Source organism: Ectopseudomonas toyotomiensis, from assembly GCF_017167985.1.
Lineage (GTDB): Bacteria > Pseudomonadota > Gammaproteobacteria > Pseudomonadales > Pseudomonadaceae > Aquipseudomonas > Aquipseudomonas toyotomiensis.
Genome location: NZ_CP070505.1, coordinates 2,058,535 through 2,083,927 on the forward strand (window position 1 = coordinate 2,058,535; position 25,393 = coordinate 2,083,927).

Annotated in this window: 25 protein-coding genes; 13 read left to right on the forward strand and 12 right to left on the reverse strand. The window is 64.4% G+C overall.

Going from position 1 to position 25,393, the window contains the following annotated elements:
• Positions 1 to 30 precede the first annotated feature (30 nt).
• A complete protein-coding gene (locus tag JWV26_RS09515; protein WP_206418901.1) occupies positions 31 to 900 on the reverse strand; it encodes a LysR family transcriptional regulator in 870 nt (289 codons plus the stop codon).
• Positions 901 to 1,009: 109 nt separating this feature from the next.
• On the opposite strand from JWV26_RS09515, the gene JWV26_RS09520 reads away from it, so the two are divergent.
• A complete protein-coding gene (locus JWV26_RS09520; RefSeq protein WP_206418902.1) occupies positions 1,010 to 1,435 on the forward strand; it encodes a VOC family protein in 426 nt (141 codons plus the stop codon).
• Positions 1,436 to 1,468: 33 nt separating this feature from the next.
• Here JWV26_RS09520 and JWV26_RS09525 read toward each other — a convergent pair whose 3' ends face one another.
• On the reverse strand, positions 1,469 to 4,351 hold the full coding sequence (locus JWV26_RS09525) for a GGDEF and EAL domain-containing protein (RefSeq protein WP_206418903.1): 2,883 nt from the start codon (positions 4,349 to 4,351) through the stop codon (positions 1,469 to 1,471).
• Between the two features lie 291 nt (positions 4,352 to 4,642).
• Here JWV26_RS09525 and uvrD point away from each other — a divergent pair, with 291 nt between their 5' ends.
• The 5 genes from uvrD (at position 4,643) to JWV26_RS09550 (ending at position 10,825) form a co-directional block, all read left to right on the forward strand.
• On the forward strand, positions 4,643 to 6,826 hold the full coding sequence (uvrD, locus tag JWV26_RS09530; protein ID WP_206418904.1) for a DNA helicase II: 2,184 nt from the start codon (positions 4,643 to 4,645) through the stop codon (positions 6,824 to 6,826).
• Positions 6,827 to 6,849: 23 nt separating this feature from the next.
• Entirely contained in the window at positions 6,850 to 7,944 is a 1,095-nt protein-coding gene (locus JWV26_RS09535; protein WP_196457074.1) for a TRAP transporter substrate-binding protein, read from the forward strand.
• A gap of 49 nt (positions 7,945 to 7,993) precedes the next feature.
• Complete coding sequence (locus tag JWV26_RS09540; RefSeq protein ID WP_206418905.1) at positions 7,994 to 9,076, forward strand: TRAP transporter substrate-binding protein; 1,083 nt, start codon at positions 7,994 to 7,996, stop codon at positions 9,074 to 9,076.
• Between the two features lie 156 nt (positions 9,077 to 9,232).
• Positions 9,233 to 9,814, forward strand: coding sequence for a TetR/AcrR family transcriptional regulator (locus JWV26_RS09545; protein WP_196457078.1), 582 nt, complete (start codon positions 9,233 to 9,235; stop codon positions 9,812 to 9,814).
• A 156-nt stretch (positions 9,815 to 9,970) separates the two neighbouring features.
• Positions 9,971 to 10,825, forward strand: a complete 855-nt coding sequence (locus JWV26_RS09550) for a Tim44 domain-containing protein (RefSeq protein ID WP_206419193.1) — start codon at positions 9,971 to 9,973, stop codon at positions 10,823 to 10,825.
• Positions 10,826 to 10,915: 90 nt separating this feature from the next.
• Here JWV26_RS09550 and JWV26_RS09555 read toward each other — a convergent pair whose 3' ends face one another.
• Positions 10,916 to 11,386: a GNAT family N-acetyltransferase gene (locus JWV26_RS09555; RefSeq protein ID WP_206418906.1), complete on the reverse strand. Its 471-nt coding sequence runs from the start codon at positions 11,384 to 11,386 to the stop codon at positions 10,916 to 10,918.
• A 105-nt stretch (positions 11,387 to 11,491) separates the two neighbouring features.
• Here JWV26_RS09555 and JWV26_RS09560 point away from each other — a divergent pair, with 105 nt between their 5' ends.
• Positions 11,492 to 11,899 carry an SMI1/KNR4 family protein gene (locus JWV26_RS09560; protein ID WP_206418907.1) on the forward strand — a complete coding sequence of 136 codons (408 nt, stop codon included), beginning with the start codon at positions 11,492 to 11,494 and terminating at the stop codon, positions 11,897 to 11,899.
• A gap of 105 nt (positions 11,900 to 12,004) precedes the next feature.
• On the opposite strand, the gene JWV26_RS09565 is transcribed toward JWV26_RS09560, so the two are convergent.
• Positions 12,005 to 12,658 carry a GntR family transcriptional regulator gene (locus tag JWV26_RS09565; RefSeq protein WP_072425227.1) on the reverse strand — a complete coding sequence of 218 codons (654 nt, stop codon included), beginning with the start codon at positions 12,656 to 12,658 and terminating at the stop codon, positions 12,005 to 12,007.
• Positions 12,659 to 12,905: 247 nt separating this feature from the next.
• Here JWV26_RS09565 and JWV26_RS09570 point away from each other — a divergent pair, with 247 nt between their 5' ends.
• Together JWV26_RS09570 and JWV26_RS09575 are read left to right on the forward strand one after the other, a co-directional pair.
• Positions 12,906 to 14,300, forward strand: coding sequence for an aspartate aminotransferase family protein (locus JWV26_RS09570; RefSeq protein ID WP_206418908.1), 1,395 nt, complete (start codon positions 12,906 to 12,908; stop codon positions 14,298 to 14,300).
• A gap of 91 nt (positions 14,301 to 14,391) precedes the next feature.
• A complete protein-coding gene (locus tag JWV26_RS09575; protein ID WP_206418909.1) occupies positions 14,392 to 15,759 on the forward strand; it encodes a glutamine synthetase family protein in 1,368 nt (455 codons plus the stop codon).
• Positions 15,760 to 15,803: 44 nt separating this feature from the next.
• Here the strand turns inward: JWV26_RS09575 and JWV26_RS09580 are convergent, their stop codons facing one another.
• Both JWV26_RS09580 and JWV26_RS09585 read right to left on the reverse strand, forming a co-directional pair.
• The gene (locus JWV26_RS09580) at positions 15,804 to 17,054 is read right to left on the reverse strand and encodes a hypothetical protein (RefSeq protein WP_206418910.1); all 1,251 of its coding nucleotides are present in this window, start codon (positions 17,052 to 17,054) and stop codon (positions 15,804 to 15,806) included.
• Entirely contained in the window at positions 17,051 to 17,761 is a 711-nt protein-coding gene (locus tag JWV26_RS09585) for a tetratricopeptide repeat protein (RefSeq protein WP_206418911.1), read from the reverse strand. The genes JWV26_RS09580 and JWV26_RS09585 overlap by 4 nt, the downstream gene beginning before the upstream one ends.
• 92 nt (positions 17,762 to 17,853) lie before the next feature.
• Here JWV26_RS09585 and JWV26_RS09590 point away from each other — a divergent pair, with 92 nt between their 5' ends.
• Entirely contained in the window at positions 17,854 to 18,345 is a 492-nt protein-coding gene (locus tag JWV26_RS09590) for an acyl-CoA thioesterase (protein ID WP_017676198.1), read from the forward strand.
• 27 nt (positions 18,346 to 18,372) lie between these two features.
• Here the strand turns inward: JWV26_RS09590 and JWV26_RS09595 are convergent, their stop codons facing one another.
• Positions 18,373 to 18,906: a TFIIB-type zinc ribbon-containing protein gene (locus JWV26_RS09595; protein WP_206418912.1), complete on the reverse strand. Its 534-nt coding sequence runs from the start codon at positions 18,904 to 18,906 to the stop codon at positions 18,373 to 18,375.
• 122 nt (positions 18,907 to 19,028) lie between these two features.
• On the opposite strand from JWV26_RS09595, the gene JWV26_RS09600 reads away from it, so the two are divergent.
• Positions 19,029 to 19,424 carry a DUF3301 domain-containing protein gene (locus JWV26_RS09600; RefSeq protein ID WP_079785153.1) on the forward strand — a complete coding sequence of 132 codons (396 nt, stop codon included), beginning with the start codon at positions 19,029 to 19,031 and terminating at the stop codon, positions 19,422 to 19,424.
• A gap of 62 nt (positions 19,425 to 19,486) precedes the next feature.
• Here JWV26_RS09600 and JWV26_RS09605 read toward each other — a convergent pair whose 3' ends face one another.
• Both JWV26_RS09605 and JWV26_RS09610 read right to left on the reverse strand, forming a co-directional pair.
• On the reverse strand, positions 19,487 to 20,365 hold the full coding sequence (locus JWV26_RS09605; protein ID WP_206418913.1) for an alpha/beta fold hydrolase: 879 nt from the start codon (positions 20,363 to 20,365) through the stop codon (positions 19,487 to 19,489).
• A 37-nt stretch (positions 20,366 to 20,402) separates the two neighbouring features.
• A complete protein-coding gene (locus JWV26_RS09610) occupies positions 20,403 to 21,380 on the reverse strand; it encodes a CobW family GTP-binding protein (RefSeq protein WP_206418914.1) in 978 nt (325 codons plus the stop codon).
• Positions 21,381 to 21,475: 95 nt separating this feature from the next.
• Here JWV26_RS09610 and JWV26_RS09615 point away from each other — a divergent pair, with 95 nt between their 5' ends.
• On the forward strand, positions 21,476 to 21,826 hold the full coding sequence (locus tag JWV26_RS09615) for a hypothetical protein (protein ID WP_017676203.1): 351 nt from the start codon (positions 21,476 to 21,478) through the stop codon (positions 21,824 to 21,826).
• Positions 21,827 to 22,086: 260 nt separating this feature from the next.
• Here the strand turns inward: JWV26_RS09615 and JWV26_RS09620 are convergent, their stop codons facing one another.
• From JWV26_RS09620 to dksA, 3 genes are read right to left on the reverse strand one after another with little or no spacing between them, the layout of a single operon-like run.
• Positions 22,087 to 22,731 (reverse strand): DUF1826 domain-containing protein, encoded by a 645-nt coding sequence (locus JWV26_RS09620; RefSeq protein WP_079785149.1) that lies wholly within the window; start codon positions 22,729 to 22,731, stop codon positions 22,087 to 22,089.
• Positions 22,731 to 23,936, reverse strand: a complete 1,206-nt coding sequence (gene zigA, locus JWV26_RS09625; protein ID WP_206418915.1) for a zinc metallochaperone GTPase ZigA — start codon at positions 23,934 to 23,936, stop codon at positions 22,731 to 22,733. The genes JWV26_RS09620 and zigA overlap by 1 nt, the downstream gene beginning before the upstream one ends.
• Positions 23,937 to 23,951: 15 nt before the next feature.
• Positions 23,952 to 24,374 carry an RNA polymerase-binding protein DksA gene (gene dksA / locus JWV26_RS09630; protein ID WP_206418916.1) on the reverse strand — a complete coding sequence of 141 codons (423 nt, stop codon included), beginning with the start codon at positions 24,372 to 24,374 and terminating at the stop codon, positions 23,952 to 23,954.
• 71 nt (positions 24,375 to 24,445) lie between these two features.
• Here dksA and folE2 point away from each other — a divergent pair, with 71 nt between their 5' ends.
• Positions 24,446 to 25,336, forward strand: coding sequence for a GTP cyclohydrolase FolE2 (gene folE2 / locus JWV26_RS09635; RefSeq protein WP_206418917.1), 891 nt, complete (start codon positions 24,446 to 24,448; stop codon positions 25,334 to 25,336).
• Positions 25,337 to 25,393 lie beyond the last annotated feature (57 nt).

Genomic DNA, 25,393 nt, shown 5'->3' on the forward strand with positions numbered 1-25,393 from the left:
ACTTCCGGCGCAGACAGCAGCGCGCCGCCCTTATCCAGGCGCCTCTCTCAACTCAAGACAGTTCAACAAGCAATCCAATGCCGGCTGTCGCTGCGCACGGCGCACCAGGGCGACCAGCTCACGATGGAAGGTCAGCTCGCCCAGCTCGATCACCCGCAGGCGCGTCGGTCTTTGCAGCCACAGGCCCGCACGCGGTACCAGGGCCACGCCCATGCCGTTTTCCACCAGACGCACGATGGCTTCCAGTTCATCCAGCTCCAGCGCCTCGCGCACGTCCAGGCGTTGCTCACGCAGAAAGCGGGTCACCTGGCGCCCGCCGAACGAAGCGCGGTCGTAGCGCACGAAAGGCTGCTCGGCGAGCAGGCGCAATGGGTCGTCTCCATCCACGTCCAGCGGTGCGACAAGCACGAAGGGCTCGCGCGCCAGCGGTACTTCCAGCAACTCCTTGGGTAAGGCAAACGGCGGCTTGATCAACAACGCCAGATCCAGCTCACCCGCATCCAGCTGGCTGAACAGCTGCAAGGACACACCCGGCACCAGCTTCAGTTCGACCCGCGGTGCCAGTTGCCGAAAGCGTGGCAGCGCCTCGGCCAGCAGGCCGGTCTGCAGGGTGGCGATGGCGCCGACGCGCAGCTCGCCCTGCCACTGATCGGCGGCCGGCGGCAGCGCCATCTGCGCGTACAGCGCGAGCATCTGCTCGGCCAGTGGCAGGGCGTGGCGGCCGGCGGCATTGAGCACGGCGGCGCGACCACTGCGGTCGAACAGGCGCACGCCTAGGTGCTGCTCGAGTACGCGCATCTGCGCACTGACCGCCGACTGGGTCAGCCCCACCTGCTGGCCAGCGGCAGCGAAGGTGCCCAGGCGAGCGACGGTGATGAAGGTTTTCAGTTCACGCAGCATCGGCGTCTCTAATGATCAAAATTATTTGAGCTTGCTAGCAAGAATATTCGCTTTCCCACAATTTCGCTGTTGATAGGCTGGATCGAAAACTCGACAGAGGTATTGCGTGATGGCCCTTGCTCCCTTTCACTTGGCGATTCCCGTCTACGACCTGGCTGCCGCGCGGCATTTCTATGGCGAGGTGTTCGGCTGTGCCGAGGGTCGCAGCAGCGAGCACTGGGTAGACTTCGATTTCTTCGGCCACCAGTTGGTGATTCATGAGGCGCCGAAGATGGCCTACCAGGAAGCGGCCGCGAGCAACCCGGTGGACGGCCATGACGTGCCGGTGCCGCATTTCGGCGTGGTGCTCGGCTGGGCCGACTGGGAGGCGTTGGCCAAGCGCCTGCGCAGCCGCGAGACGACGTTCGTCATCGAGCCCTACGTACGCTTCAAGGGCCAGGTCGGCGAGCAGGCCACCATGTTCCTCCTCGATCCTTGCGGCAATGCCCTCGAGTTCAAGGCGTTCAAGGACATCGGCCAGCTGTTCGCCAAGTAAGCGCGCGCTGCCCGGGTAGCGAGCAAGCGCCGCTCAATCCAATGGGTTGGCGATCTGCGCGCGCAGCAGTTCGGCGAAGGCGCTGGCCTCCACCGGGCGGCTGATCAGATAACCCTGAATCTCGTCGCAGTTCTGGCTCTTGAGAAAGTCCATCTGCGCCTGGGTTTCCACACCTTCAGCCACCACCTTCAGCTCCAGGCTGTGGGCCATGGCGATGATCGCGCGGGTGATCGCCGCGTCCTCGCCACCGGGCGAGAGATCACGGATGAAGGTCTGGTCGATCTTCACGTAATGCACCGGGAAACGCTTGAGGTAGCTGAGCGAGGAATAGCCGGTGCCGAAATCGTCGATAGCCAGTTTGACCCCCAGTTCACGCAACTGACGGAAGGTGACGATGACACTGTCGACGTTATCCAGCAGTTGGCTTTCGGTCAGCTCCAGCTCCAGGTACTGAGGCGCCAGGCCGGTTTCTTCCAGCACCTGGCGCACCAGGCTGGTGAGGTTGCCCTGGCGCAACTGGTGCACCGAGATGTTCACCGACACTCGTATCTGCGCCAGCCCTTCCTGCTGCCACTGGCGCGCCTGACGGCAGGCCTGACGCAGCACGAACTCACCAATCGGCGCGATCAACCCGGTCTCTTCGGCCAGGCCGATGAACTCGCCAGGCGCCACCATGCCTTGCTGCGGATGGCGCCAGCGCACCAGCGCCTCGGCGGCGTTGAGCTGGTCGTCGGCGAGGTTCAGCTTGGGCTGGTAGAACACTTCCAGTTGGCCTTCGTCGATGGCCTTGCGCAGCTGGTTCTCCAGTTGCAGGCGCTCCAGGGTGCAAGCCTGCAGGTTGTCGGTGAAGAATTGGAAAGTGTTGCCACCCAGGTGCTTGGCATGTTGCACGGCCATGTTGGCCTGGCTGATCAGCGCACTGATCTCGCGGGCGTAGTCCGGCAGCAGGCTGATACCCAGCGAGGCGCTGATCACCAGCTCGTGGCCGCCGACGGTCATCGGCACACGCAACTTGGCCAGCAGCCGACTGGCCACCCGCGCCAGACTGGAGAGGCTGCCGTAGGCGTCGAGGATGATGGCGAACTCGTCGCCCGAGAGCCGTGCGATGCAGTCGGCCTCCGGTACGGCCTGGGTCAGGCGACGACTCATCTGGCGTAGCAACTGGTCCGCCACCTCATGGCCGAGGCTGTCGTTGAGCAGCTTGAAACGGTCCAGGTCGATATGCACCAGGGCGATGCTGCGCCCGCTCTGGCGGGCGCGCTGGCTGGCATCGTGCAGACGCTCCTTGAACAGGCTGCGGTTGGCCAGGCCGGTCAGGTCGTCGTAGTGCGACAGATAGCGCAGGCGCTCCTCGGCCTCGCGCCGCGCACTGAGATCGGCGAAGAAACCGACGATATGACTGGGCCGACCCGTTGCATCGCGCACCAGGTTGAGCTGCAGCCATTGCGGGTAGAGCTCGCCGCTCTTGCGTGTCTCGATCAGCTCGCCCTGCCAGGTGCCGCTGCTGTCCAGCTCCTGGCGGATCATCTGGTATTGCCGGCGCATCTCGCGGCTGCCGATCAGGCTGGTCACCGTGCGCCCGACCACCTCTTCGCGGCTGTAACCGGTCACCGCGCTGAACGCGCGGTTTACTGCCAGCACGCGGTAGTCGGGGTCGAGAATGAAGATGCCTTCACTGGCGGCTTCGAACACCGTCGCCGCCAGGCGCTGCTGTTGCTCCTGCTGACGCCGCGCGCTGACATCGCGCCGCGTGCCGAGCATGCGCCGTACACGGCCGCTGGCATCGCGCTCGACCGCACGACCACGGTCCTCGACCCAGACCCAGTGACCATCGACATGGCGCACGCGGTATTCGATCTGATAATCCTCGCTGCGCCCCTTGAGATGCCGGACCAGCGCCCGGCGCAGCCCCGGCAGGTCATCCGGGTGCAGGCGCGGGGTCAGGTCACGCAGCATCACCTGCACCTGGCCCGGTTCCAGACCGAACAGCTCGCGCAGGTGCGAGTGGTGCACCTGATCACTTTCCAGATCCCAGTCCCACAGCCCCAGCTCGCTGGCCTCCAACGCCAGGGCCAGGCGCGCCTGGCTCTTGCCCAGGGCATGGGTCGCTTCGTCCAGCTCCAGGGTACGTTCGGCCACGCGCATTTCCAACTCGCCATGGGCGCCGCGCAATTCGCGCTCGGCACGACGACGCTGCTCCACCTCACGCGCCAGTTCTTCATTGAGCCCTTCGGCACGCTGCTTGGCGTGCTCCAGGTTGCTGATCAGCGCCAGGTTGTGAAACCGCTGCAGCAAGCTGCGCTGCACCAGGCGATTGACCTGCCATGCCACCACCAGCAGGGCGAGCAACAGCATTACGCTGAGCAGCCCCCAGCCACGTTGCAGGCCGCTGCCGGAGAGCAGCAGGAAGCCGGCCGACGGCAGCAGGCAGGGCAAGGCGAAGGTGAGGAAGGCTGACAGACTGACGGCATAAGCCACGCTGGCCGAAAGAATCGCTGCGGCAATCAGGCCATAGACCAGGGCCTGCTGGTAGAACACATCGGTGGGCACCAGCACGATCACGGCGAAGGCGAGGGTCAACCCGGACGCACCAGCACCAAAAAGGAAGATGCGTCGCCAGTAGGGCTCGGCCTGGCGACTCGGCAGCGCCTCGTTGAAGGCATTCACCTGGGTCAGGCGCAACAGCGCCAGCAGCACTACCCAGCCCAGCCAGGCAGCCAGCATCGGTGCGCTCTGCTGACTCCACAGCAACAGGCTGCAGGCCAGGCCGACCAGCAGCATGAGCAACGTGGGCAGGCGCGACCCCTGGAACAACAGGCGGGTACGCTCGACGGCAATATCCGTGGCGAACTGACGTTCAGCCTGATGCGGGTCCAGCGTCACCTCTTGAACTACGGCGCTAGTCGTGGCGGTCATAGGCGATTTTCTTGTAATGGTTGCCTAAGGGTATTGGACGCTTTTTGCGACGCCCCCAACCCTGACGTCGCGGGAGAATACCCGAGACAGACGCTGTGCCCAACAACGATGTGGGCAATTTCACAGCCTGACGCCCATCTTTTGGCGGGCACCGGCAGAGCGTGATGGCCTTTGGCCGCCTGAGCACGCCCATCTACGCCCTGACCTGCCAGTCGTCGGTTGCGTCAGGCTCGTTTCACCGCGCCTGGCTGACGGTTTGCCCTCCCCTGTCCGGCCCCCTAGAATGCCGCGATGCAAAATGACCTCGATCACAGACTCACTACCCTCAATCCCGCCCAGCACCACGCGGTCACCACGCCGCCTGGTCATCAGCTGGTGCTGGCCGGCGCCGGCTCGGGCAAGACCCGTGTGCTGGTGCACCGCATTGCCTTCCTGATCCAGCGCCTGGACGTGTCGCCGCACAGTATCCTGTCGGTGACCTTCACCAACAAGGCAGCCGCCGAGATGCGCCACCGCATCGAAGACGTGCTGGGCCACGCCCCTGCCGGCATGTGGGTCGGTACCTTCCACGGCCTGGCTCACCGCCTGCTGCGTGCGCACTGGAAAGAAGCCGGACTGGCCGAGAACTTCCAGATTCTCGACTCTGACGATCAGCAACGCCTGATCAAGCGGGTAATCCGCGACCTCGGCCTCGATGAACAACGCTGGCCGGCCAAACAGGCGCAGTGGTTCATCAACGGGCAGAAGGATGAGGGCATCCGCCCGCAAGGCATCCAGGCCAGCGGCGACCTGTTCCTGGCCACCATGCGCGGCATTTATGAAGCCTACGAGGCGGCCTGCGCACGCACCGGCGTCATCGACTTCGCCGAGCTGCTGCTGCGTGCCCTCGATCTGTGGCGCGACAACGCCGGGCTGCTGGAGCACTACCAGCGCCGCTTCCGCCATATCCTGGTCGACGAGTTCCAGGACACCAACGCCGTGCAGTACGCCTGGTTGCGCTTTCTCGCCAAAGGCGGCGAGAGCCTGATGGTGGTGGGTGACGACGATCAGTCGATCTACGGCTGGCGCGGCGCGAAGATCGAGAACATCCAGCAGTTCGACAGCGACTTCGCCGATGCCGAGATCATCCGTCTGGAGCAGAACTATCGCTCCACGGCGAACATCCTCAATGCCGCCAACGCGCTGATCGCCAACAACCAGGGCCGCCTAGGGAAGGAGCTGCGCACCGACGTCGGCGATGGCGAGCCGCTGGCTCTGTATGCCGCCTTCAACGAGCACGACGAAGCGCGCTACGTGGTGGAAACCATCGAGGACGCCCTGCGCAAGGACGGCCTCAAACGCAGCGAGATCGCCATTCTCTATCGCTCCAACGCCCAGTCGCGGGTGCTGGAAGAGGCGTTGCTGCGCGAGAAGATCCCCTATCGCATCTACGGCGGTCAACGCTTCTTCGAGCGCGCCGAAATCAAGAACGCCATGGCCTACCTGCGCCTGCTCGACGGGCGCGGCAACGATGCGGCGCTGGAGCGCATCATCAACGTGCCGGCGCGTGGCATCGGCGAGAAGACCATCGAGACCATCCGCGAATACGCCCGCGCCCATGACGTGCATATGTGGGAGGCGATTCGCCTGATGCTGACGGTCAAGGCGCTGCCCGCTCGTGCCTCGGGTGCCCTGGCCGGCTTCATCGAACTGATCGACAGCCTGGCCGAGCAGGTCCTGGCCATGCCGTTGCACCAGATGACCCAAGTGGTCATCGAAAAGAGCGGCCTGCTCGCCTATCACGAGGCGGAAAAAGGCGAGAAGGGCCAGGCCCGGGTGGAAAACCTGGAGGAGCTGGTCAGCGCCGCACGCGCCTTCGAGAACGATGAAGACGACGAGCTGACCCCGCTGCAGGCCTTCCTCACCCATGCCTCGCTGGAGGCCGGGGACACTCAGGCCGCCGAGAACGAAGACAGCATTCAACTGATGACCCTGCACAGTGCCAAGGGCCTGGAATTCCCCCTGGTGTTCCTGGTGGGCATGGAAGAGGGGCTGTTCCCGCACAAGATGAGCCTGGAGGAACCGGGCCGATTGGAAGAAGAACGCCGCCTGGCCTATGTCGGCATTACCCGTGCCATGCAGAAGCTGGTGATCAGCTACGCCGAAACACGGCGTCTCTACGGTAGCGAGACCTATAACAAGGTGTCGCGCTTTGTCCGCGAAATCCCCGCACCGCTGATTCAGGAAGTACGCCTGTCCAACAGCGTCAGCCGCCCGATGAGCACCAGCTCGATGGGTGGCGGTAGCCTGTTCGCCGGCAGTGCCATACCGCAAACGCCCTTCAACCTGGGCCAGCGCGTACGTCACAGCCTGTTCGGCGAGGGCACCATCCTCAATTTCGAGGGTTCTGGTGCCCAGGCGCGGGTTCAAGTGAATTTCGAAAACGAAGGCAGTAAATGGCTGATGCTGGCGTACGCCAAGCTTGAAGCCTATTAGCACACCGTATCTGGAGATAATCGATGAATCGCCGCAATCTGTTCGGCGCCGCTGTGGCACTGATCGCCGCCATCGGCCTGGTTGGTTGTAAAGAAGAAAAGGCTGCCAGCGAGCAAGCCGCTGCCAAGCCAGCAGCAACCGTCCACTGGAAGATGGTCACTTCGTGGCCGAAAAACTTCCCGGGCCTGGGCACCGCCGCCGAGCGCCTGGCCGAACGCATCAACGCCATGAGCGCCGGACGCCTGACCGTCAAGGTCTACGCTGCCGGTGAGCTGGTGCCGGCGCTGGAAGTGTTCGATGCCGTCTCGCGCGGCACCGCCGAGATGGGTCACGGCACGCCGTATTATTGGAAAGGCAAGGTGCCGGCTGCGCAGTTCTTCAGCAGCGTGCCGTTCGGCCTGTCCACCCTGGAAATGAACGCCTGGCTGAGCAAGGGCGGCGGCCAAGCACTGTGGGACGAAACCTACGCACCGTTCGGCGTGAAGCCACTGTCGGCCGGCAACACCACCATGCAGATGGGTGGCTGGTTCAACAAGGAAATCAACAGTCTGGGCGACATCAAGGGCCTGAAGATCCGCATGCCGGGCCTCGGCGGCGAAGTCTGGAGCAAGCTCGGCGCGATCACCGTCAACCTGCCGGGCGGCGAGATCTTCACCTCCCTGCAGACCGGCGCCATCGATGCCACCGACTGGGTCGGCCCGTACAACGACCTGGCCTTCGGTCTGCACAAGGCAGCCAAGTACTACTACTTCCCAGGCTGGCAGGAGCCGCAGGCCGTGGTCGAATCCATGGTCAACCAGAAGGCCTTCGACGCGCTGCCGGCCGACCTGCAGGCCATCGTCGTCGAAGCCGCGCGCGCCGCGACCCTGGATATGATGGACGACTACGTGTTCAACAACGCCAAGGCGCTGCAAAGCCTGAAGAGCGAGGGCGTGCAGTTCAAGCGTCTGCCGGACGAGGTGCTGCAAGCCATGCGTGAGCAATCCAACGTAGTGCTCGAGTCTTTGGCTGCCGAGAACGACCTCAACGGCCGCATCTGGGCCTCGCAGAAAGCCTTCCTCGAAGAGGCCAGCGCCATGCAGGCGCTGACCGAGAAAGAGCTGTACAACTGGCGTTGAGCCAACTGAACGGGGCTGAAAAGCCCCGTTTTTCTTAGGGATTCTGCCCATGCACCTTCGCTCTCTGCTCCTCCTACCCCTGCTCGCCCTCGGCCTGATCGGCTGCAAGGACGACTCCGCACCGGCCGACCAGGCCGCAGCTCCCGCCCAGACCTTCCACTGGAAGATGGTCACCACCTGGCCGAAGAACGCACCCGGCACCGGCACCGCAGCCGAGCGCCTGGCCGAGCGCGTCAACACCATGAGCGCCGGGCGCCTGACCATCAAGGTCTATGCCGCTGGCGAGTTGGTGCCGGCACTGGAGGTGTTCGACGCGGTGTCTCGCGGTACGGCGGAACTCGGCCATGGCACACCCTATTACTGGAAGGGCAAGGTACCGGCCGCGCAGTTCTTCGGCGCAGTACCCTTCGGCCTGTCCACCCTGGAAATGAATGCCTGGCTGAACAAGGGCGGCGGCCAGGCACTGTGGGACGAAGCCTATGCGCCGTTCGGCCTCAAGCCGCTGACGGCGGGCAACAGCACCATGCAGATGGGCGGCTGGTTCAACAAGGAAATCAACAGCCTGGCTGACATCAAAGGCCTGAAGATCCGTATGCCGGGCCTCGGCGGCGAAGTCTGGAACCGCCTGGGTGCGACCACCGTGGTGATGCCGGGTGGCGAAATCTTCACCGCCCTGCAGACCGGCGCCATCGACGCCACCGACTGGGTCAGCCCCTACAACGACCTGGCCTTCGGCCTGCAGAAGGCCGCCAGGTATTACTACTACCCGGGCTGGCAGGAGCCGCAGTCGGTGCTCGAGCTGCTGATCAACCAGAAGGCCTTCGATGAACTGCCGGCCGACCTGCAGGCCATCGTCACCGAAGCGGCGCGCGCAGCGACCCAGGACATGATGGACGACTACGTCTACCACAACGCCCTGGCGCTGGACGAGCTGAAGAAGAGCGGCACGCTGCTCAAGCGCTTCCCCGACGAGGTGCTGCAGGCCATGCAAAACGAGAGCGAACAAGTGCTTGGCGAGCTGGCCGCGCAGAGCGAGCTCAACGGCCGCATCTGGGCCTCCATGCAGGCCTTCCAGGCGCTGGCCACCTCGATGCAGGCGCTGTCGGAAAAAGAGCTGTACGACTGGCGCTGAGCACGTCGATTGGCGACGGCGGTGCGCATGGCGCACCCTACCCGTGTCAGCCTCACAACGCAGACGCCACGTAGGGTGCGCCGCGCGCACCGGCCGCTGAAGGCTCCGTTTGTCGTTCAAGACGCCAGCTCACGCGCCGGCAGCCATACTTCAGGGATGAAGAAAAAGCCGACCGCCCCCGCCCACATCCTCGATACCGCCCTGCAACTGGCCGACGTCTGCGGCTGGGAGCGCCTGCACCTGTTCGACGTCGCCGCCGCGCTCGACATTGGCCTGGACGATATTGCCCGTCACTACCGCGACAAGGACGACCTGGTGGAAGCCTGGTTCGACCGCGCCGACCTGGCCATGCTCGGCCACGCCAGAAATCCCGATCTGCAGGGTCTGAACGCCGAACAACGTCTGGAAAGCTGCCTGCTGGCCTGGCTCGACAGCCTGGCAGCCCATCGCGCGGTGACCGGGCAGATGCTGCTGTACAAGCTCGAACCCGGACATATCCACCTGCAGGTGCTCGGCCTGATGCGCATCAGCCGCACCGTGCAGTGGTGGCGCGAAACCGCTGGCCGGCAAAGTCTGCACCTGCGCCGCATCGCCGAGGAAACCCTGCTCACCGGCGCCTACCTGCGCAGCTTCGTACACTGGCTGCGCCATCCAGAAGAAGATGTAGCAACCTTCCGCGCCTTTCTCCGTGGCCAACTGCGCTGCGGCCCCCTGCCCCTGCTACTGCAACGCCCGTAGGGCATGCCATGCGCAACAGGGGCCGCTTCGCTAGCAAGCCGGGCGCGCACGGCACCGTCTAGCGCAGGCAAAAGCCGGAAACATTCTGTCACTGGTCATGCGCCCCCGTGGCGGGCAAGATGCCGACCAAGCTTTTCCACAAGAGAGAAAACCGTGATGCAGCGTTTCCTCAGTATCGCCATGGTGCTGTGCCTGGCACTGACCTTCAGCTTCGAAGCCCACGCCAAGCGTTTTGGCGGTGGCAAATCCTTCGGCTCCGCGCCCAGCCACCAGACCCGCCAGGCCACGCCGCCGGCACAGTCGGCTGCCCAGGCACCCGGTCGCCAACAGCCTGCGGCTGCCGCCAGCGGCGCTTCGCGCTGGCTCGGCCCGCTGGCCGGTCTGGCCGCCGGTGGCCTGCTGGCCTCGATGTTCATGGGTGATGGTTTCGAAGGCCTGCAGATCATGGACATGCTGATCTTCGGCCTGATCGCCTTCCTGCTGTTCCGTTTCCTCGCCGCCCGTCGCGCTCGCCAACAGCCACAAATGGCTGCTGCCGGTGCGCCGTACCAGCGTGAAATGCCGAACGCCGACAACGCGCCAGCCGCTGGCAGCAATATCTTCGGCGGTCGTCTGGCTTCGGCCGCTCCGGTGATCAACGCCCCGGCCTGGTTCAACGAGCAGAGCTTCATTGCCGCCGGTCGTGAGCACTTCATGAACCTGCAGCAGCACTGGGACGCCGACGAGATGGACAAGATCGCCGAGTTCGTCACCCCGCAACTGCTGGAGTTCCTCAAGCGCGAACGCGCCGAGCTGGGTGACGGCTTCCAGTCCACCTACATCGAAGACCTCGAGGTGCAGCTCGATGGCGTCGACGACAACGCCGAGAAAACCATCGCCACCCTGACCTTCAGCGGTGTGTCGAAGACCTCGCGCTTCGACCAGGGCGAGCCGTTCAGCGAAAGCTGGCGCCTGGAGCGTGCTCAGGGCGACAACCAGCCCTGGCTGATCGCTGGCATCCGCCAGAACTGATCGCTACGACGCACAAAAAACCCGGGCTTGCCCGGGTTTTTTATTTCGGCATTTGCCGGTTATCGCGGCTGAAGCCGCTCCTACAGCCCATCACGACAGATCCGTAGCCGCCCGGCGCATACCGATATGCGGGATGTCGTCCTCCAGATACACCTCGGTCACGGCCACGAAGCCATAACGCCCGTAATAGCCCTGCAGATGCGCCTGTGCCGACAAATAGACCGGCACACCCGGCCAACGCTGACGACACTCGACCAGCGCCTGCTCCATCAGCCGGTGACCCAGGCCTGTGCCACGCGCCCGCTCGGCGATCACCACCCGACCGATCACCACCTCGCCTGCCATACGCTGTGGGTCGAGCAGGCGCAGATAACCCACCAGCCCCGACTCGTCACGCGCCAGCAAGTGGCAGGTATCGCCGATCAGGTCCTGGCCATCGGTTTCCAGATAGGGACAGTTCTGCTCCACCACGAACACCTGGGTGCGCAGCGCCAGCAGTTCATAGAGGGTGGCGGTATCGAGTTCGCTGTGGTGCAGGCAGTGCCAGGCAAGAGATGACATCAAAGGGCTCCGCAAAAGCGCCAGTATGCCGTGACGTCGACATGTTTTCATTCTGCCGGCCAGCTACTGTATAAAGCCGATCCCCCCTGATGAGGAGCCGACGCCGTGGAAGAAGTCATCGAACAGCTGCGCGAACTCAACGAGCCGGTCCCGGTACCGCTGGAGCTGCCGGAAGAAGAGACCCTGGTGGAGATTCAGGAGCAGATCCTCATCCACCTGCCCTTCGAGCTGCGCGAATACCTGCTCAAGGTCAGTGATGTGGTCTACGGCCGCCTGGAGCCGGTGACCGCCAGCGATCCGCAATCGCACACCTACCTGCCGGAAGTCGCCGCCGAAGCCTGGAGCCTCGGCCTGCCACGCGATCTGGTGCCGCTGTGCCAGGACGGCCGCGACTACTACGCCGTGGACGTGGAAGGTCAGGTCTGGCTGTGGGATGGCGACGAAGGCGACCTGACCGACGAAAGCTGGGACTCGGTCTGGCACTGGTGCCGCGACGTCTGGCTGGAGAGCTGACGGCAATGCCTTGTCGCCGCCAAAGCGCCTCCCACCATCTGTGCCCGAGACTCGGCACCGTGGGAGGGGCTTTAGCCACGACCCTCAGGGAAATCGGCACACCACTCACACCTCGCCCTGCTCCAGCGCCAGCAGGTTGAGCAGGAACCGCGCGAAATACAGCAGATCCTGCTCCATGGCCTGACGTGCGCCCTTGGCGTCGCCGGCCTCGATGGCGGCGAAGGCGTCTTCATGAAAGTCGTTGAGCCGTAGCGACAGGTCGGCGCCGGTAAAAAGCCGGTTGAAGAAGGGGCCGATCTGCAGCCATAGCGACTCGATCGAACGCATCAGCACCGGGTTGCCGCAGGCGCCGTACAAGTGCAGGTGAAACTGGCTGTTGGCGTTGAGGTAGTCCTGCACCTGTCGCGTCTCGATGGCCACATCCATGCGTTGCACGCAGTCCCGCAGCAGGGCCAGATCGTCGCGGGTCAGGCTCGGCGTGGCCAACTCCACTGCCAGGCCTTCCAGCGCCAGACGCACCTGAAAGATGTTTTCGTAGCGTTCGCGGGTCATCGACGGGACCCGCACCGAGCGCTGCTGCTCGCCCTCCAGCACACCCTCGGCCACCAGCCGCTGCAGGGCCGCGCGAACCGGCATCGGGCTGGTGCCCCATTGTGCCGCGAGGTCACGGATCTTCAGCCGCTGGCCAGGTTGAAAGCGCCCCGCCAGCAGGCCCGAGCGGATGTTCTGATACAGCTGTTCCTGCAGATTGTCAGCCATGCGCTACCTCCCTCGGTGGCGCCGGCAGTTGAGCAAGGGTCAGGCTACAGTCACGCATGAAAGGCTCCGGTGGAAAATGTGGCGAGTCTACGTCAGGAACTGATTTTGTGTGAAAAATAGCTCACCACGAAGTATTTTGTGATCACAAATACGCAATTAATGCTGAAAATCCTGACCACGATCAAACCATTTACTATTTTGTGATCACAAAATATCATGCCTGCAGCGTCCAATCGAGGTAAGACCCATGACCACCGCCAGTGGCATCAGCCCAATCGCCGTTGATCGTTTCGTCGCTGCCGAGCGCGAACTGTTCCTGTCCCGCAATCCGAAGTCCGTGGCGCTGGCCGAACGCGCCCGTCACTCGCTGTACGGCGGCGTACCGATGCACTGGATGGCCGATTGGTCGACGCCGGTGCCGCTGTTCGTCGAACGCGCCAAGGGCGCACGTTTCTTCGACGTGGACGGTCATGAGTACATCGACTTCTGCCTGGGCGACACCGGCACCATGTTCGGCCACTCCCCCGACCCGGTCGCTCGCGCCCTCGCCGAGCAGGCGAACAACGGCCTGACCACCATGCTGCCCGGCGAAGACGCCGTGGTCTGCGGCGAGCTGCTGGCCCAGCGCTTCGGCCTGCCCTACTGGCAGGTGACCGCCACCGCCACCGACTCCAACCGCTACGTGCTGCGCTGGGCGCGCGCCATCACTCAGCGCAAGACCCTGCTGGTGTTCGACGGCTGCTACCACGGCACCGTCGACGACGTGATGGTGCGCGAGCGCGATGGCCAGACCGTGCACCGCTCCGGTCTGGTCGGCCAGGCCTACGACCTGACCGAGCACAGCCGCGCCATTCCCTTCAACGACGTCGAAGCGCTGGAAGCCGCATTGGCCCAGGGCGACATCTGCGCCCTGCTCTGCGAGCCGGCGATGACCAACATCGGCATGGTCCTGCCCGATCCAGGCTTCATGCAGAAGTGCCGCGAGCTGACGCGCCAGTACGGCAGCCTGCTGATCATCGACGAAACCCATACCATCTCCACCGACGTCGGCGGCTGCACGCGGTTGTGGGGCCTCGACCCGGACTTCTTCGTGGTCGGCAAACCCATCGCCGGTGGCGTGCCCTGCGGCATCTTCGGTTGCAGCGCAGCGATGGCCGAAGCCATGACTAAAGCCCGTCAGCGCGCCAGTGAAGAAAGCCACGGTCACGGCCACAGCGGCATGGGCACCACCCTGTCGGCCAACGCTCTGGCCATGCACTGCATGCGTGCCAACCTGGAACAGGTGATGACCCAGGCGGCCTACGACCACATGCTGCCGCTGGCGGCGCGCTTGGCCGAGGGCTTCCGCCAGTTGATCGGCAAGCACGACCTGAACTGGTCGGTGACCGAGCTGGGCGCACGCTGTGAATTCCAGTTCTGCGCCACCCCGCCGCGCACCGGTGCCGAGGCCGAAGCGGCGTTCCATGACCAGCTGCAGATGGCCCTGCACCTGTACCTGATCAACCGCGGCATCCTGATTACCCCGTTTCACAACATGACCCTGTGCTGCCCGAGCACCACCGAGGCTGATGTGGACAAATTGATCGCCATGCTCGATGCGGCCCTCACCGAGCTGCTGGCCATCCCCGGTGCCCGTGAGTGATACCCGTGGGAGGGGCTTCAGCCGCGATTGTCGCCGCTGAAGCCCCTCCCACAGGATGCACTGCGCCCCACGACCTTCTGCGAGAACCACCATGCAATTCGCCAATCCCGAGGAAGCCCGCGATTTCCTCGCCAAGCACCCCGAGGTGCGCAGCATCGAGCTGATGCTGATCGACGCCAATGGCATCCCGCGCGGCAAGCTGCTGCATCGCGACGAGCTGCTGGCCATGTACGAGAACGGCCGGCCACTGCCCAGCTCCATCCTCTCGCTGACCATTCAGGGCGAGGACGTCGAGGAGAGCGGCCTGGTCTGGGAAGTGGCCGACGCCGACTGCTGGACCTATCCCCTGCCCGGCTCGCTGTGCCTGCAACCCTGGCGCGCAGTACCCACCGGCCAGGTGCAGGTGAGCATGCACCCGACCCAAGGCCTGCCCGCCACGCCGGGCGACCCACGCCATGTGCTGGCCCGTACCATCGACGCGCTCAAGGCCGACGGCTATCACCCGGTGATGGCGGTGGAGCTGGAGTTCTACCTGCTGGACAAGACCCGCGACGCCAATGGCCGGCCGCAGCCCGCCGTGCAGATGAATGGCGTACGCCCGCAGGCGCCGCAGGTCTACGGCGTGTACGAGCTGGAGCAGATGCAGCCGTTTCTCGACGATCTCTACGCCGCCTGCGAAGCCCAGGGCCTGCCGGTGCGCACGGCGATTTCCGAATACGCCCCCGGCCAGCTCGAGCTGACCCTGGAACACCGCTTCGACGCCCTGCAGGCGGTGGACGAAGGCGTGCGCTACAAGCGTCTGGTCAAGGGCGTGGCGAACAAGCACGGGCTGCAGGCCTGCTTCATGGCCAAGCCGTTCGGCGACCAGGCCGGTAGCGGCCTGCATATGCACGTGTCGCTGGCCGACGCCGACGGCAACAACCTGATGGCCTCGGAAGACCCAGAGGGCACGCCGCTGCTGCGTCACGCCATTGGCGGCATGATGGCCACGCTCGACGACGCCCTGGCGATCTTCTGCCCCAACGCCAACTCCTTCCGCCGCTTCCAGGCCAACAGCTATGCGCCGCTGGCCAAGAGCTGGGGCGTGAACAACCGCACCGTATCCTTCCGCGTGCCGGGCGGGCCGGCCAACAGTCGCCACGTCGAGCACCGCATCTGCGGCGCCGACGCCAACCCCTACCTGGCAGCGGCGGCGATTCTCGCCGGCATCCACAAGGGCATCCGCGAGCAGATCGAGCCGGGCGCGGCCATCGTTGGCAACGGCTACGAGCAGGCCCGCGAAACCCTGCCCACCGACTGGCTTACCGCGCTGCGCAACCTGGAAGGTTCGAGCTGGGCACGCGAAGCGCTGGGCGAGGGTTTCCTCAAGGTGTTCCTGGCGATCAAATGGGCCGAGTACCGCCAATTCATGGGGGAAGTGGGTGAGCAGGATTGGCGCTGGTACCTGAGTCACGCCTGAGTCGGACAGGTGGATGAAAAAGCGTCATCCACCCTACGCTCAGCTCACAGCAGCAGGCAGCGCGCGCCGTCATCCTCCAGCATGGGACCGGCAAAACACAGCCGGCCCTGCTCATCGAGCTGTGCTGGCTGCCCCGGATAGTAGGGGTTATCGAAGGCGCGCAGCTGCTCGGTACTTGGCGTACCTTGAGGCAGTTGGGACAGCCCCTGCAGCAGGCGACGATAGGCTTCAAGGTCCTGTAGTCGTACCGCATAACGACGATAGTCAGGCGCCCCAATTTCAAGCAACACGTTACCCATTGGGTTGCGCCAGCTGCGTTGCCATTGGGCTGCGGGCAACTGCCGCAGCTCCCCGACAAACAATTCAGGCGGGCGCCGCGACAGCTCGGCTATCGGCTGATAGAACGTCAAGCTGGCATTGGTGCTCATCTGTGGGCGCAGGCCCCACCGCAGCATCAGCCACTCGCCCAAGCTGTTCTCCGCCTTGGGCAGCGCCTCGAAAAGTAACGCCATCCCCTGAAACTCATGCTGCAGCGGCATCAGTAGGCTGCGCTCGGCGTCATCGAAGGCAGGCACACTGCTCGGCGCCGGCATCACCCCCTCACGATAGAGCACGGCCTGCCAGCGCATGTTGCGCTCGACCATACGCGCCAGAATCATCTTCGCGATCAGCGTATCAGCACGGCGCAATTGCCCTCGCAGCAGGTGCAGCTCCTCATCGAGACGCGCCCGAACCTGCTCACCTTCCCCCTCCTGAGCCGCCTTGAGCAGTTGCAGAGTCAGCAGCTGCTGGCCACTCACGAGGTAACGGTGCGGCGGCAACGGGGCAATGATGCTGGCCTCCAGAAGATTGCGGTAGTCATCGAGCTGGAGAAACTGCCAGTAGCGCTCGCGCAGAAGACGCTGCTCATCCGTCTCGACCCAGCCAGACACCCCACTCAGCAGCGTGGTCAGACAGCCATCTTTCTCTATCGCACAGACCAATGGTCCCTGCGGTAAAGCCAACGTGGCAACCACCGGCTCTGCAAAGCCCTCATCCATCGGGCCGTGGTTGCTGCGCCAGGCACGATAGGCCTTTAGCCGCTCGACACCCAGTGCCTCTGGCGACTGCTCAAGGTCAGCATCCAGTCCATTGAGAAACACATAGGCCCGACTCTGCCCCTCATCGACCTGAGCCTGTTCCAGCCAGGTTTGAGCGTCGGCACTCAGCGGTTCATCCCGCATCCAGGCATAGCCGACAGCGACCAGCAGCACTGGCAGGCCCAAGAGCAGCGCGACGATCCCTCTGCGCATCATCGACTCACTTTGATGTAACGACCACCGACACTGATACCCATGCCGCCATAGTCCTGACAACCCTCGGCGAACACTTCCTGCACGCGCAGCTCGATGCCCTCACGCAGCAGTTGCACCGCACAGCCGCTGTCCAGGCTAGCATCCTCCAGGCGCATCTGCACGCCGTCGCCGACCAGCTTGCCATCCAGCTCGCCGATGGCGGCTGGACCATATTCCTCGACCCGCGCACCGGCACGCACGGGCGAGAAACTGGCGTGATAGCCGCCATTGCCGTCCTCGCTGATCAGCAGCTCGCTCCACACCGCCTGGCCGCCGTAGCGCAGGTAGCGGCCGACGGGGCTGGCGCTCAGCGCTGGATAATTAAGTGTCTCGGCCACCTTGCGCAGGTACAGGCGGGTCGAGGAGCCGCTGAGATTGTTGTCCAGCGCCACGCCCAGCCAGGCACGCGCCATGCCCGCATCGCCAGCGCGCAGATTGGCGAGGATGAGATTGTTCAGCGCCAGCTCCAACTGTGCCGTGTCACCCTCCTCGACGCGTCGTAACTGACGTTCGAACGCTTCGATGGCCTGCTCAAAGCGGCCGTCCTGATAGGCGGCGCTGCCGACCTGGTTGCACTGCACCGCTGTGGCGCATTCTTCGGTCGCCTGCACGACACCAGCGAGCCCCAGCAGCAGCGGCAGGAGCAATAATTTCGAGCGAATCAGCATGGATGGCATCCTTGCAGTAGTGAGTGTGTATCTTGCATCCCCAGAGCCAGCAGGCCTTACTCTCATAAGCCCCACACGTACTCGGAGCAACGATGGAAGCCGGAACCGCGCAACTGACGATGACCGTACTGATGACCCCGGATATGGCCAATTTCTCCGGAAATGTCCACGGGGGCACCCTGCTCAAGTACCTCGACGAGGTCGCCTACGCCTGCGCCAGTCGCTATGCCGGTTGCTATGTGGTGACCCTGTCGGTGGACCAGGTGATGTTCCGCGAACCGGTGCATGTCGGTGAGCTGGTCACCTTCCTCGCCTCGGTCAACCACACCGGCCGCACCTCGATGGAGATCGGCATCAAGGTCATCACCGAGAACATCCGTGAGCGCTCGGTGCGCCACACCAACAGTTGCTTCTTCACCATGGTCGCGGTCGATGCCAATGGCCGCCCGGCGCCGATCCCTGAACTGCAGCCGGACACCGCCGATGGCCTGCGCCGACAGCGCCAGGCCAAGCAGCGCCGGCAGATTCGCGACGAGTTGCAACAGCGCTACCAGGCGTTGAGCGACGAAAAGAACCAGGCATAGGGTCGTAACGGGCGGGCCATCGCCTCCTCAATCGTGACCGATATAGAACAGCAGCTCGCGGCGCTGCGGATGATCCTTGAGCCAGGTACGAATCTCGTCGGCGCGAGCGATGGCTTCCTCGCCTGCGATGCGGCTGAAGCGCTCGCGTCGAGCCTGCTCGCTGGCCTGCTGACGCACCTGGCGCTGCCAGGCGTCGGTGAAGATCGCCGGCATGCGCTGGCTCAGCTCCAGGGCCTTGAGCAATTGCCATTCGCCGCTGTCCAGCCAGGCTTCGTCGCAAGTACCGCACAGGTCGAGACGGTTGGCGCGGGTGCCGCTGATCTGAAATTTGCTCATCAGCTTGGCGCACTTGGGGCAACTCAGGGCATGACTGGTTTCGCCCACTTCGGCCTCGGCGGCCAGCTCGGTTGACGTCTCGTATACTGGCTGGCGCTCGGCCCAGTCGCGGTAGTGCAGCAGGCTGACCAGCGTGCCTTGGCACTGTGCACAGCCATGGCCGAGCAGGCCATCTTCGAGTTTTGCTGGTTGCAGGCGAGTCGTACGGCAAGCGGGGCAATGCATGGTGACGTCCTTTTCATCTGAAGAGAGCGAACGCTAATGCAGAGCCGACGCATGGGCAAGCCACTGTGCTGAGAAGCACGTGGCAGATAAGCTAAGCTCTGTCTCCCGAAGCCGGAGTCGCCATGATCAACCTGTTCGATGTCTTCCTGCTGATGCTGTTCGCTGCCGTCTGCGCCTGGCTGTGGCGCGGCCATGGTATTCGCGAGCGTGCACTGGCGTTCGCCAAGCAACATTGCGCCAAGCTTGACGTGGAGTTGCTCGACGGTGCCGTGGCGCTGCGCCGCCTGGCCATCCAGCGCGACAGCAAGGGCCACCGGCGCCTGGCGCGACTCTATGACTTCGAGTTCACCGTCACTGGCGAGCAGCGCCTGCGCGGGCATATCAGCATGTTCGGCCCGCACCTCGGCCGCATCGAACTGGAGCCCCATCCGATACTGGAGCCGCAACCCGAGCCGGTTGCGGTGCAGCAGCCAGGCAACGTCATCCGCCTGGAAGACTGGCGGCGCAAGGCGCAGTAGAGCAGCGTGCGGCCTCAACCGCAGGAGCCGGCTTGCCGGCGCCTACATGATGTAGAAACCTATCAACTGCGCTGCAGTAGAAAGTCGGCCACGCGCTCGGCGCTGTCTGCCGGTTGCTCCTGCATGAAACAGTGCCCACCCGGCACCACCTGACTGCGCACATGGGGGTTGCTCGCGCACCAGCGCGCCACGGACTTGGCAACGAAGGGATAGGTACGCGAGCCGTGAATCACTTCGGTCGGCGTCGTCACCTTGGCCAGCGAAGGCCACAGGCGCCGCGGATAGGAGCCGAAGATATCGGCCTCACGACTGGGTCGGCACTTGAGCTCGACACCGCCCTCGACATCCTTCAGTGCATGCTCGATATAGGCGTCGAACGCTGCCTCGTCCCAACCACGGAACATGCCACGGCCATGCAGTGCGGCATGCGCGCTGGCACGATCCGGCCATTGCCGGCGGCGCTTCTGCGCCTTTTTCGCCATACCGGTGCGCTGCGCCAGACCGACCACATCGGACAGCGCCATCACCCCGATCATCGCTGGGCTGAACAGCACCGGATCGAGCAGCACAACACGGCGGAACAGCTCGGGATGGCGCGCCAGAATCAAGCTGGTAAGCACGCCGCCAAAGCTGTGGCCAAGGGCGAAGCGCGGTACTTCACCGAACGACCCACGCAGGGCAGCAAAGGCTTCCACCGCCAGCTCGGCGCTGCGGTTCCAGCCGTGAAAGCGGCCGCCATGGTCGCTGTCACCATGGCCCTGCACATCGCTCAGCCAGAGGTCGAAGTCCTCGGCCAGCAGCGCCAGCAGCGGCGTGTAGACACGCCCGCAATAGCCATTGCCGTGCAGGAAATGCAGTAGCGGCTTGCCCGACGGCGGCGTGTGCCAGCCGCGCAGGGTGAAGCCGGCAGAGGTGTCATGAGACCAGGACAGCAGTTGCATTGAGGTTATCCACAGCGACGAAAGCGCGGCGAGTTTATCAGTCTGTCGCAGGGATTCGGCAGGTGGCGAAGGAGGCAGTCAGCACGTCGACGTTCTGTGCCTGATCGAAGATCAACTCCAGCCGCGAATCCTTGCGCCATTCACTTGCGCCCCAGGCCTCTGGCGCTTGCTCCCGCAAGGCATTCAACGATTGCCAGCCTTCTGCGCCGTGCAGCACGGCCTTGGCTCTGCGCCAACCCAGCTTCTGAAGCCAGCGGCTGACCTGCTCGAGGTCGAAGCATTGGCTCGGGTGCCAGCGCCAGCCAATGCTCCAGCCCTCGACCTGATCCTGCACCAGGCAGATCGGCTCGGCGGCATTGCGCCAGATCTGCGCCAGGCCAGGTGCAGCTGCGGGTAACTCGGCGCTCACCTCGATGGGCGAGGCCTGCGCCGCCAGTCCCGGCAACAGGGCCAGGTCGAGCCGACCCTGCGCGGTCCAGTGCAGCGGCATGGATGGAAGATCGGTAGCAATCCGCGCTCGCGCCTCGGCGTCCAAGCCTTCGCTCTTGTTCAACAGCAGCAAGCCGGTCTCATCCAGCGCCTGACGCTGCACGTCCGGCAGCGGCTGACCGCTAGCCAGCGCGGCAGCATCCAGCACCATCAGTGCCGGTTGCACGGCCAACACACCGAGCCAGGGCGGCTGACGCAATTGCGCCAGCAACTGCGCCGGATGCCCCAGGCCGGACGGCTCGATCAACAGACGGTCGGGCCTGGCCTTGCGCAGCAGGCGCCCGAGGCCAACCTGAAACGGCGCGCCATTGATGCAGCACAGGCAACCACCTGCCACTTCGGCCATGGCAATGCCGTCGTCGCCTTGCTCGAGCAAGGCGGCGTCCAGGCCTATCTGGCCGAATTCGTTGATCAGCACCGCCCAGCGCTCGCCCGCCGGTTTCTGCGCCAGCAGGTGACGGATCAACGTGGTCTTGCCAGCACCGAGCGGGCCGGCAATGAGGTGGGTAGGGATTTGACTGAGCATGAAGGTATGTTCGGTGGTTCGCCAGACAAGTGCCAGCACAGACTGCAAAGAAACGGCATGTTAGATTCGCCGGCAGTTTTTCGGGAGTCGAAACGATGCGTGCATGGCTGTTGCTGTTTTCCCTGCTGCCGGGCCTGGCCCTGGCCGAAGCCTGCGTGGTGCATAGTCAGGCCGAGCGTCTGGATGTGAAGGTCTGCCAGGAGAACCGCAACATCCCCGCCACGCTGTTTCGTGAGGGCTTCTGCCAGCCGCAGTTGCAAGGCCAGACGGTCGAGGTGGAGTTCGTCGAGCAGTGCCCCAAGGGTGCCCACGGCGTCTGCCAGAACGCGCGCGCCGGTAGTGGTATGTACCTGCAGGACATCCACTACTACGGCGTGGCCAGCGACGCGTTGTACCTGGAGCCGGCCTGCACCAGCCAGTATCAGGGCACGTGGATCAAACCCTGAACGCTCGCCCAGCGAGAAAACAGGCCACTGCTGACATCAAAGCGTCATCCAAAGAGCGCCTAATGGCTGCGGGTACCTCACGTAACCCTCATGTCGAGTCACGCGTCGACATGATCTCTTGGTGCTTAAGGCCGGGGCAGTCGCTCCGGCCTATTTTTTAGTGGTTCCCCGCTATCCGTAGGGGCGCTGTGCGCACCAGCAAACGCCTCGGTGTTCACGGTGCGCACAGCGCACCCTACGCAACTGCGGTTTCGCGCGACTCAGGCCAACCAGTCCAAGGTCAACAGCAAGCGTCGCTGCCCGGCAGGCGGTCGCGGCGAACGGTGAATCAACCCACGCCCCTCGTTACCCTGCCACTTCTCGCCCTTGGCCAGCGCTACATGGCCGGCGTCGAGACGCTGGATCAACGCCTCGTCCTGCGGCTCTTCATCCGGCTGACCGAGCTTGCTGCGCGGCATCACGCCCTCCTCCAGCCAGTCGCTGCCGACACCGGCATAGCTGGTGATCAGCCGCACCGGCACATGGTCGACGTGAAAACGCGGGCACATGGCCTTGTCCAGCGCACGCAGGCGCAGGCCGATGCGCTCGGCATCGAGCAGACAGGCGTAGGCCCGCACCAGCCAGGCCACGTCGGCGAGAAAGGCCGCCTGGCCCGGCAGATCGGCGTACTGCGCCACCAGACCATCGAGGTTCGGCTCGCTGTCCGCGCGCGGCAGCTCCAGGGTCATGGACTGCGCCAGCGGTTCACCTTGCGCCAGTAGCGCGTCGGCGAAGTCGGCGATCTGCGCCGGCAGGCGGCGCTGCCAGACGGCCAGATTGACGCCGTCATGCAGCACCTCGCTGAGCACCTGAATATCCCCGCCCAGCACCTGCCGGGACACTTTCGGCAGCTGCAGGGCGAACATCAGGCGGCCTCCTGCTGCCAGGCCCCGAAGGGGTCAGCGAGCAGGCGCCAGGCTTCCGGGCCACCGGCCATTTCCTCGTCGCTGAGCAGGCAGGCGTCCAGCTCGGCGGTCAGCCGCGCGAAGTCGATGTTCTGGCCAATGAATACCAGTTCCTGACGGCAGTCGCCGACCTCGGCGCTCCAGTGCTTCATGATCGTCTGCAGACCTTCCTCGTCCTGCGGCCAGTGCTGCTTAGGCACGAAGCGCCACCAGCGTCCGGCCAGGCCGTAGCGCATCAGCCCGCCGGCCTGCGACCAGCTGCCGGCCTCTTGGTATTTGCTGGCCAGCCAGAAAAAGCCCTTGGAGCGCAGCAGACGACCGTTGCGCCATTCCTGAGAGAGGAAATCGAAGAAGCGCTGCGGATGGAACGGCCGGCGCGCGCGGTAAGCGCTGGAGGCGATGCCGTATTCCTCGGTTTCCGGTACGTGTTCGCCGCGCAGTTCCTTGAGCCAGCCCGGTGCCTGCGAGGCGCGGTCGAAGTCGAAGCGGCCGGTGTCGAGGATCTTGTCCAGGGCGATCTGCCCCATGCTCATGGCCTGGATGTCGGCGTGGGTGTTGAGCCCGCGCAGGATGGCCATCAACTCCTCGCGCTCGGCCTGGCTGATCAGGTCGATCTTGCTGATGAGGATCACGTCGGCGAACTCCACCTGCTCGATCAGCAGGTCGGTGATCGAGCGTTCGTCCTCCTCGCCCAAGGTTTCGCCCCGGCTGGCCAGGCTGTCAGCCTCATGGAAATCGCGCAGGAAGTTCACCCCGTCGACCACCGTGACCATGGTGTCCAGCCGCGCCAGGTCGGACAGGCTGCGCCCCTGCTCGTCGCGGAAGGTGAAGGTCTCGGCCACCGGCAGCGGCTCGCTGATGCCGGTGGATTCGATCAGCAGATAGTCGAAGCGGCCTTCGCTGGCCAGGCGGCTGACCTCGTCGAGCAGGTCTTCGCGCAGGGTGCAGCAGATGCAGCCGTTGCTCATTTCAACCAGCTTCTCTTCGGCACGGTTGAGGCTGACGTCCTGCTGGACGGTGGCACCGTCGATGTTGATTTCGCTCATGTCGTTGACGATCACCGCGACCTTGCGGCCTTCGCGATTCTTCAGCACATGGTTGAGCAGGGTGCTCTTGCCGGCGCCGAGAAAGCCGGACAGCACGGTAACGGGTAGACGCTGATTCATGGGGGTGTTCCTCGTTCAGTCACGGTCACGCTGATGTTTTTCGCGCTGCTCCTGCCGCTCCTTGGCTTCGATGCACAGGGTCGCGGTGGGGCGCAGCAGCAAGCGCTTCAGGCCGATGGGTTCGCCGGTCTCGGCGCACCAGCCGTATTCGCCACGCGCCAGGCGTTCGAGCGCCTGGTCGATCTTGTCCAGCAGCTTCTTTTCCCGCTCCAGCAGGCGCAGCTGCCACTGGCGCTGCTCCTCGGCGGCACCGATATCGGCAACGTCGCTGCTGATATCGGGCTGACGCAGCTCGGTGAATTCCTCGTCGATGCGCGCCTGCAACTCGGCACGCTGGGTCATCAGCAGCTCGCGGAAGAACTGCTGTTGGGCATCGTTCATGTAGTCATTGGCTGGCTGGGCCAGCAGTTCGGCTTCGGTGGTCGCGGTCAGGGTCATGGCAAATCGGCTAGCTTGTTTTAATTGTTATAACATAACATTTATTTCTGAAAGCAACCCACGGATTTGCGATGAACGAACAGCCTCTGCCGGATATTGCCGCCCAAGCCACCCACCATGAGCTGCCGCTGGACTGTGTCGGCATGGCCGGCATCGCCCTGCCCATTCGTCTGGCGGACGCCGCCGTGACTGCCAGCGTCGATATCGGCGTGAGCCTCGACGATGCCGGCGCGCGCGGCATCCACATGTCGCGCCTGTACCTGGCGGCGCAGCGCCTGGTGCATCAGCCATTGAACGTGCCGGCGGTGTTGCAGGTGCTGGACGACTGCCTGAGCAGTCACCAGGAGCTGTCCGACAGCGCCACCCTGACTCTGCGCGGCGAAGTGCCGCTCAAGCGTCCGGCGCTGGTCAGCCCGCTGCACGGCTGGAAGACCTACCCCTTCGAACTGCGCGCCCGGCAGGATGGCCGGGGCGTGAACATCGAGCTGCAGGTCGAGGTCAGCTACTCGTCCACCTGCCCTTGCTCGGCAGCGCTGGCACGGCAGCTGATCCAGCAACGCTTCGCCTGGGACTTTCCCGACCAGCAGGTGGATTACTCCAGCGTGCTCGACTGGCTCGGCTCGACCCAGGGCATCCTCGCCACCCCGCACAGCCAGCGCAGCACGGCGACCCTGCAACTGCGCCTGGCGCCAGGCTGCGTCGACCTGCCCGTGCTGGCACTGATCGACAGTGCCGAACACGCCCTCGGCACACCGGTACAAACGGCTGTAAAACGCGCCGACGAACAGGCCTTCGCCCTTGCCAACGGACAGAACCTGATGTTCTGCGAAGACGCCGCACGCCGTTTGCACCGCGCCCTGCGCCAGTTGCCGCAGGCCAGCGCCTTCCGCCTCAAGGTCGTCCACGCGGAAAGCCTGCACGCCCACGACGCAGTGGCCGAAAGTAGCTGGAACTGGAACTGAGCCATGACGGCCCTTGGGCGAGCGGGTTGAGCGCCTGAGCAAGAGGCGCGCATGTCC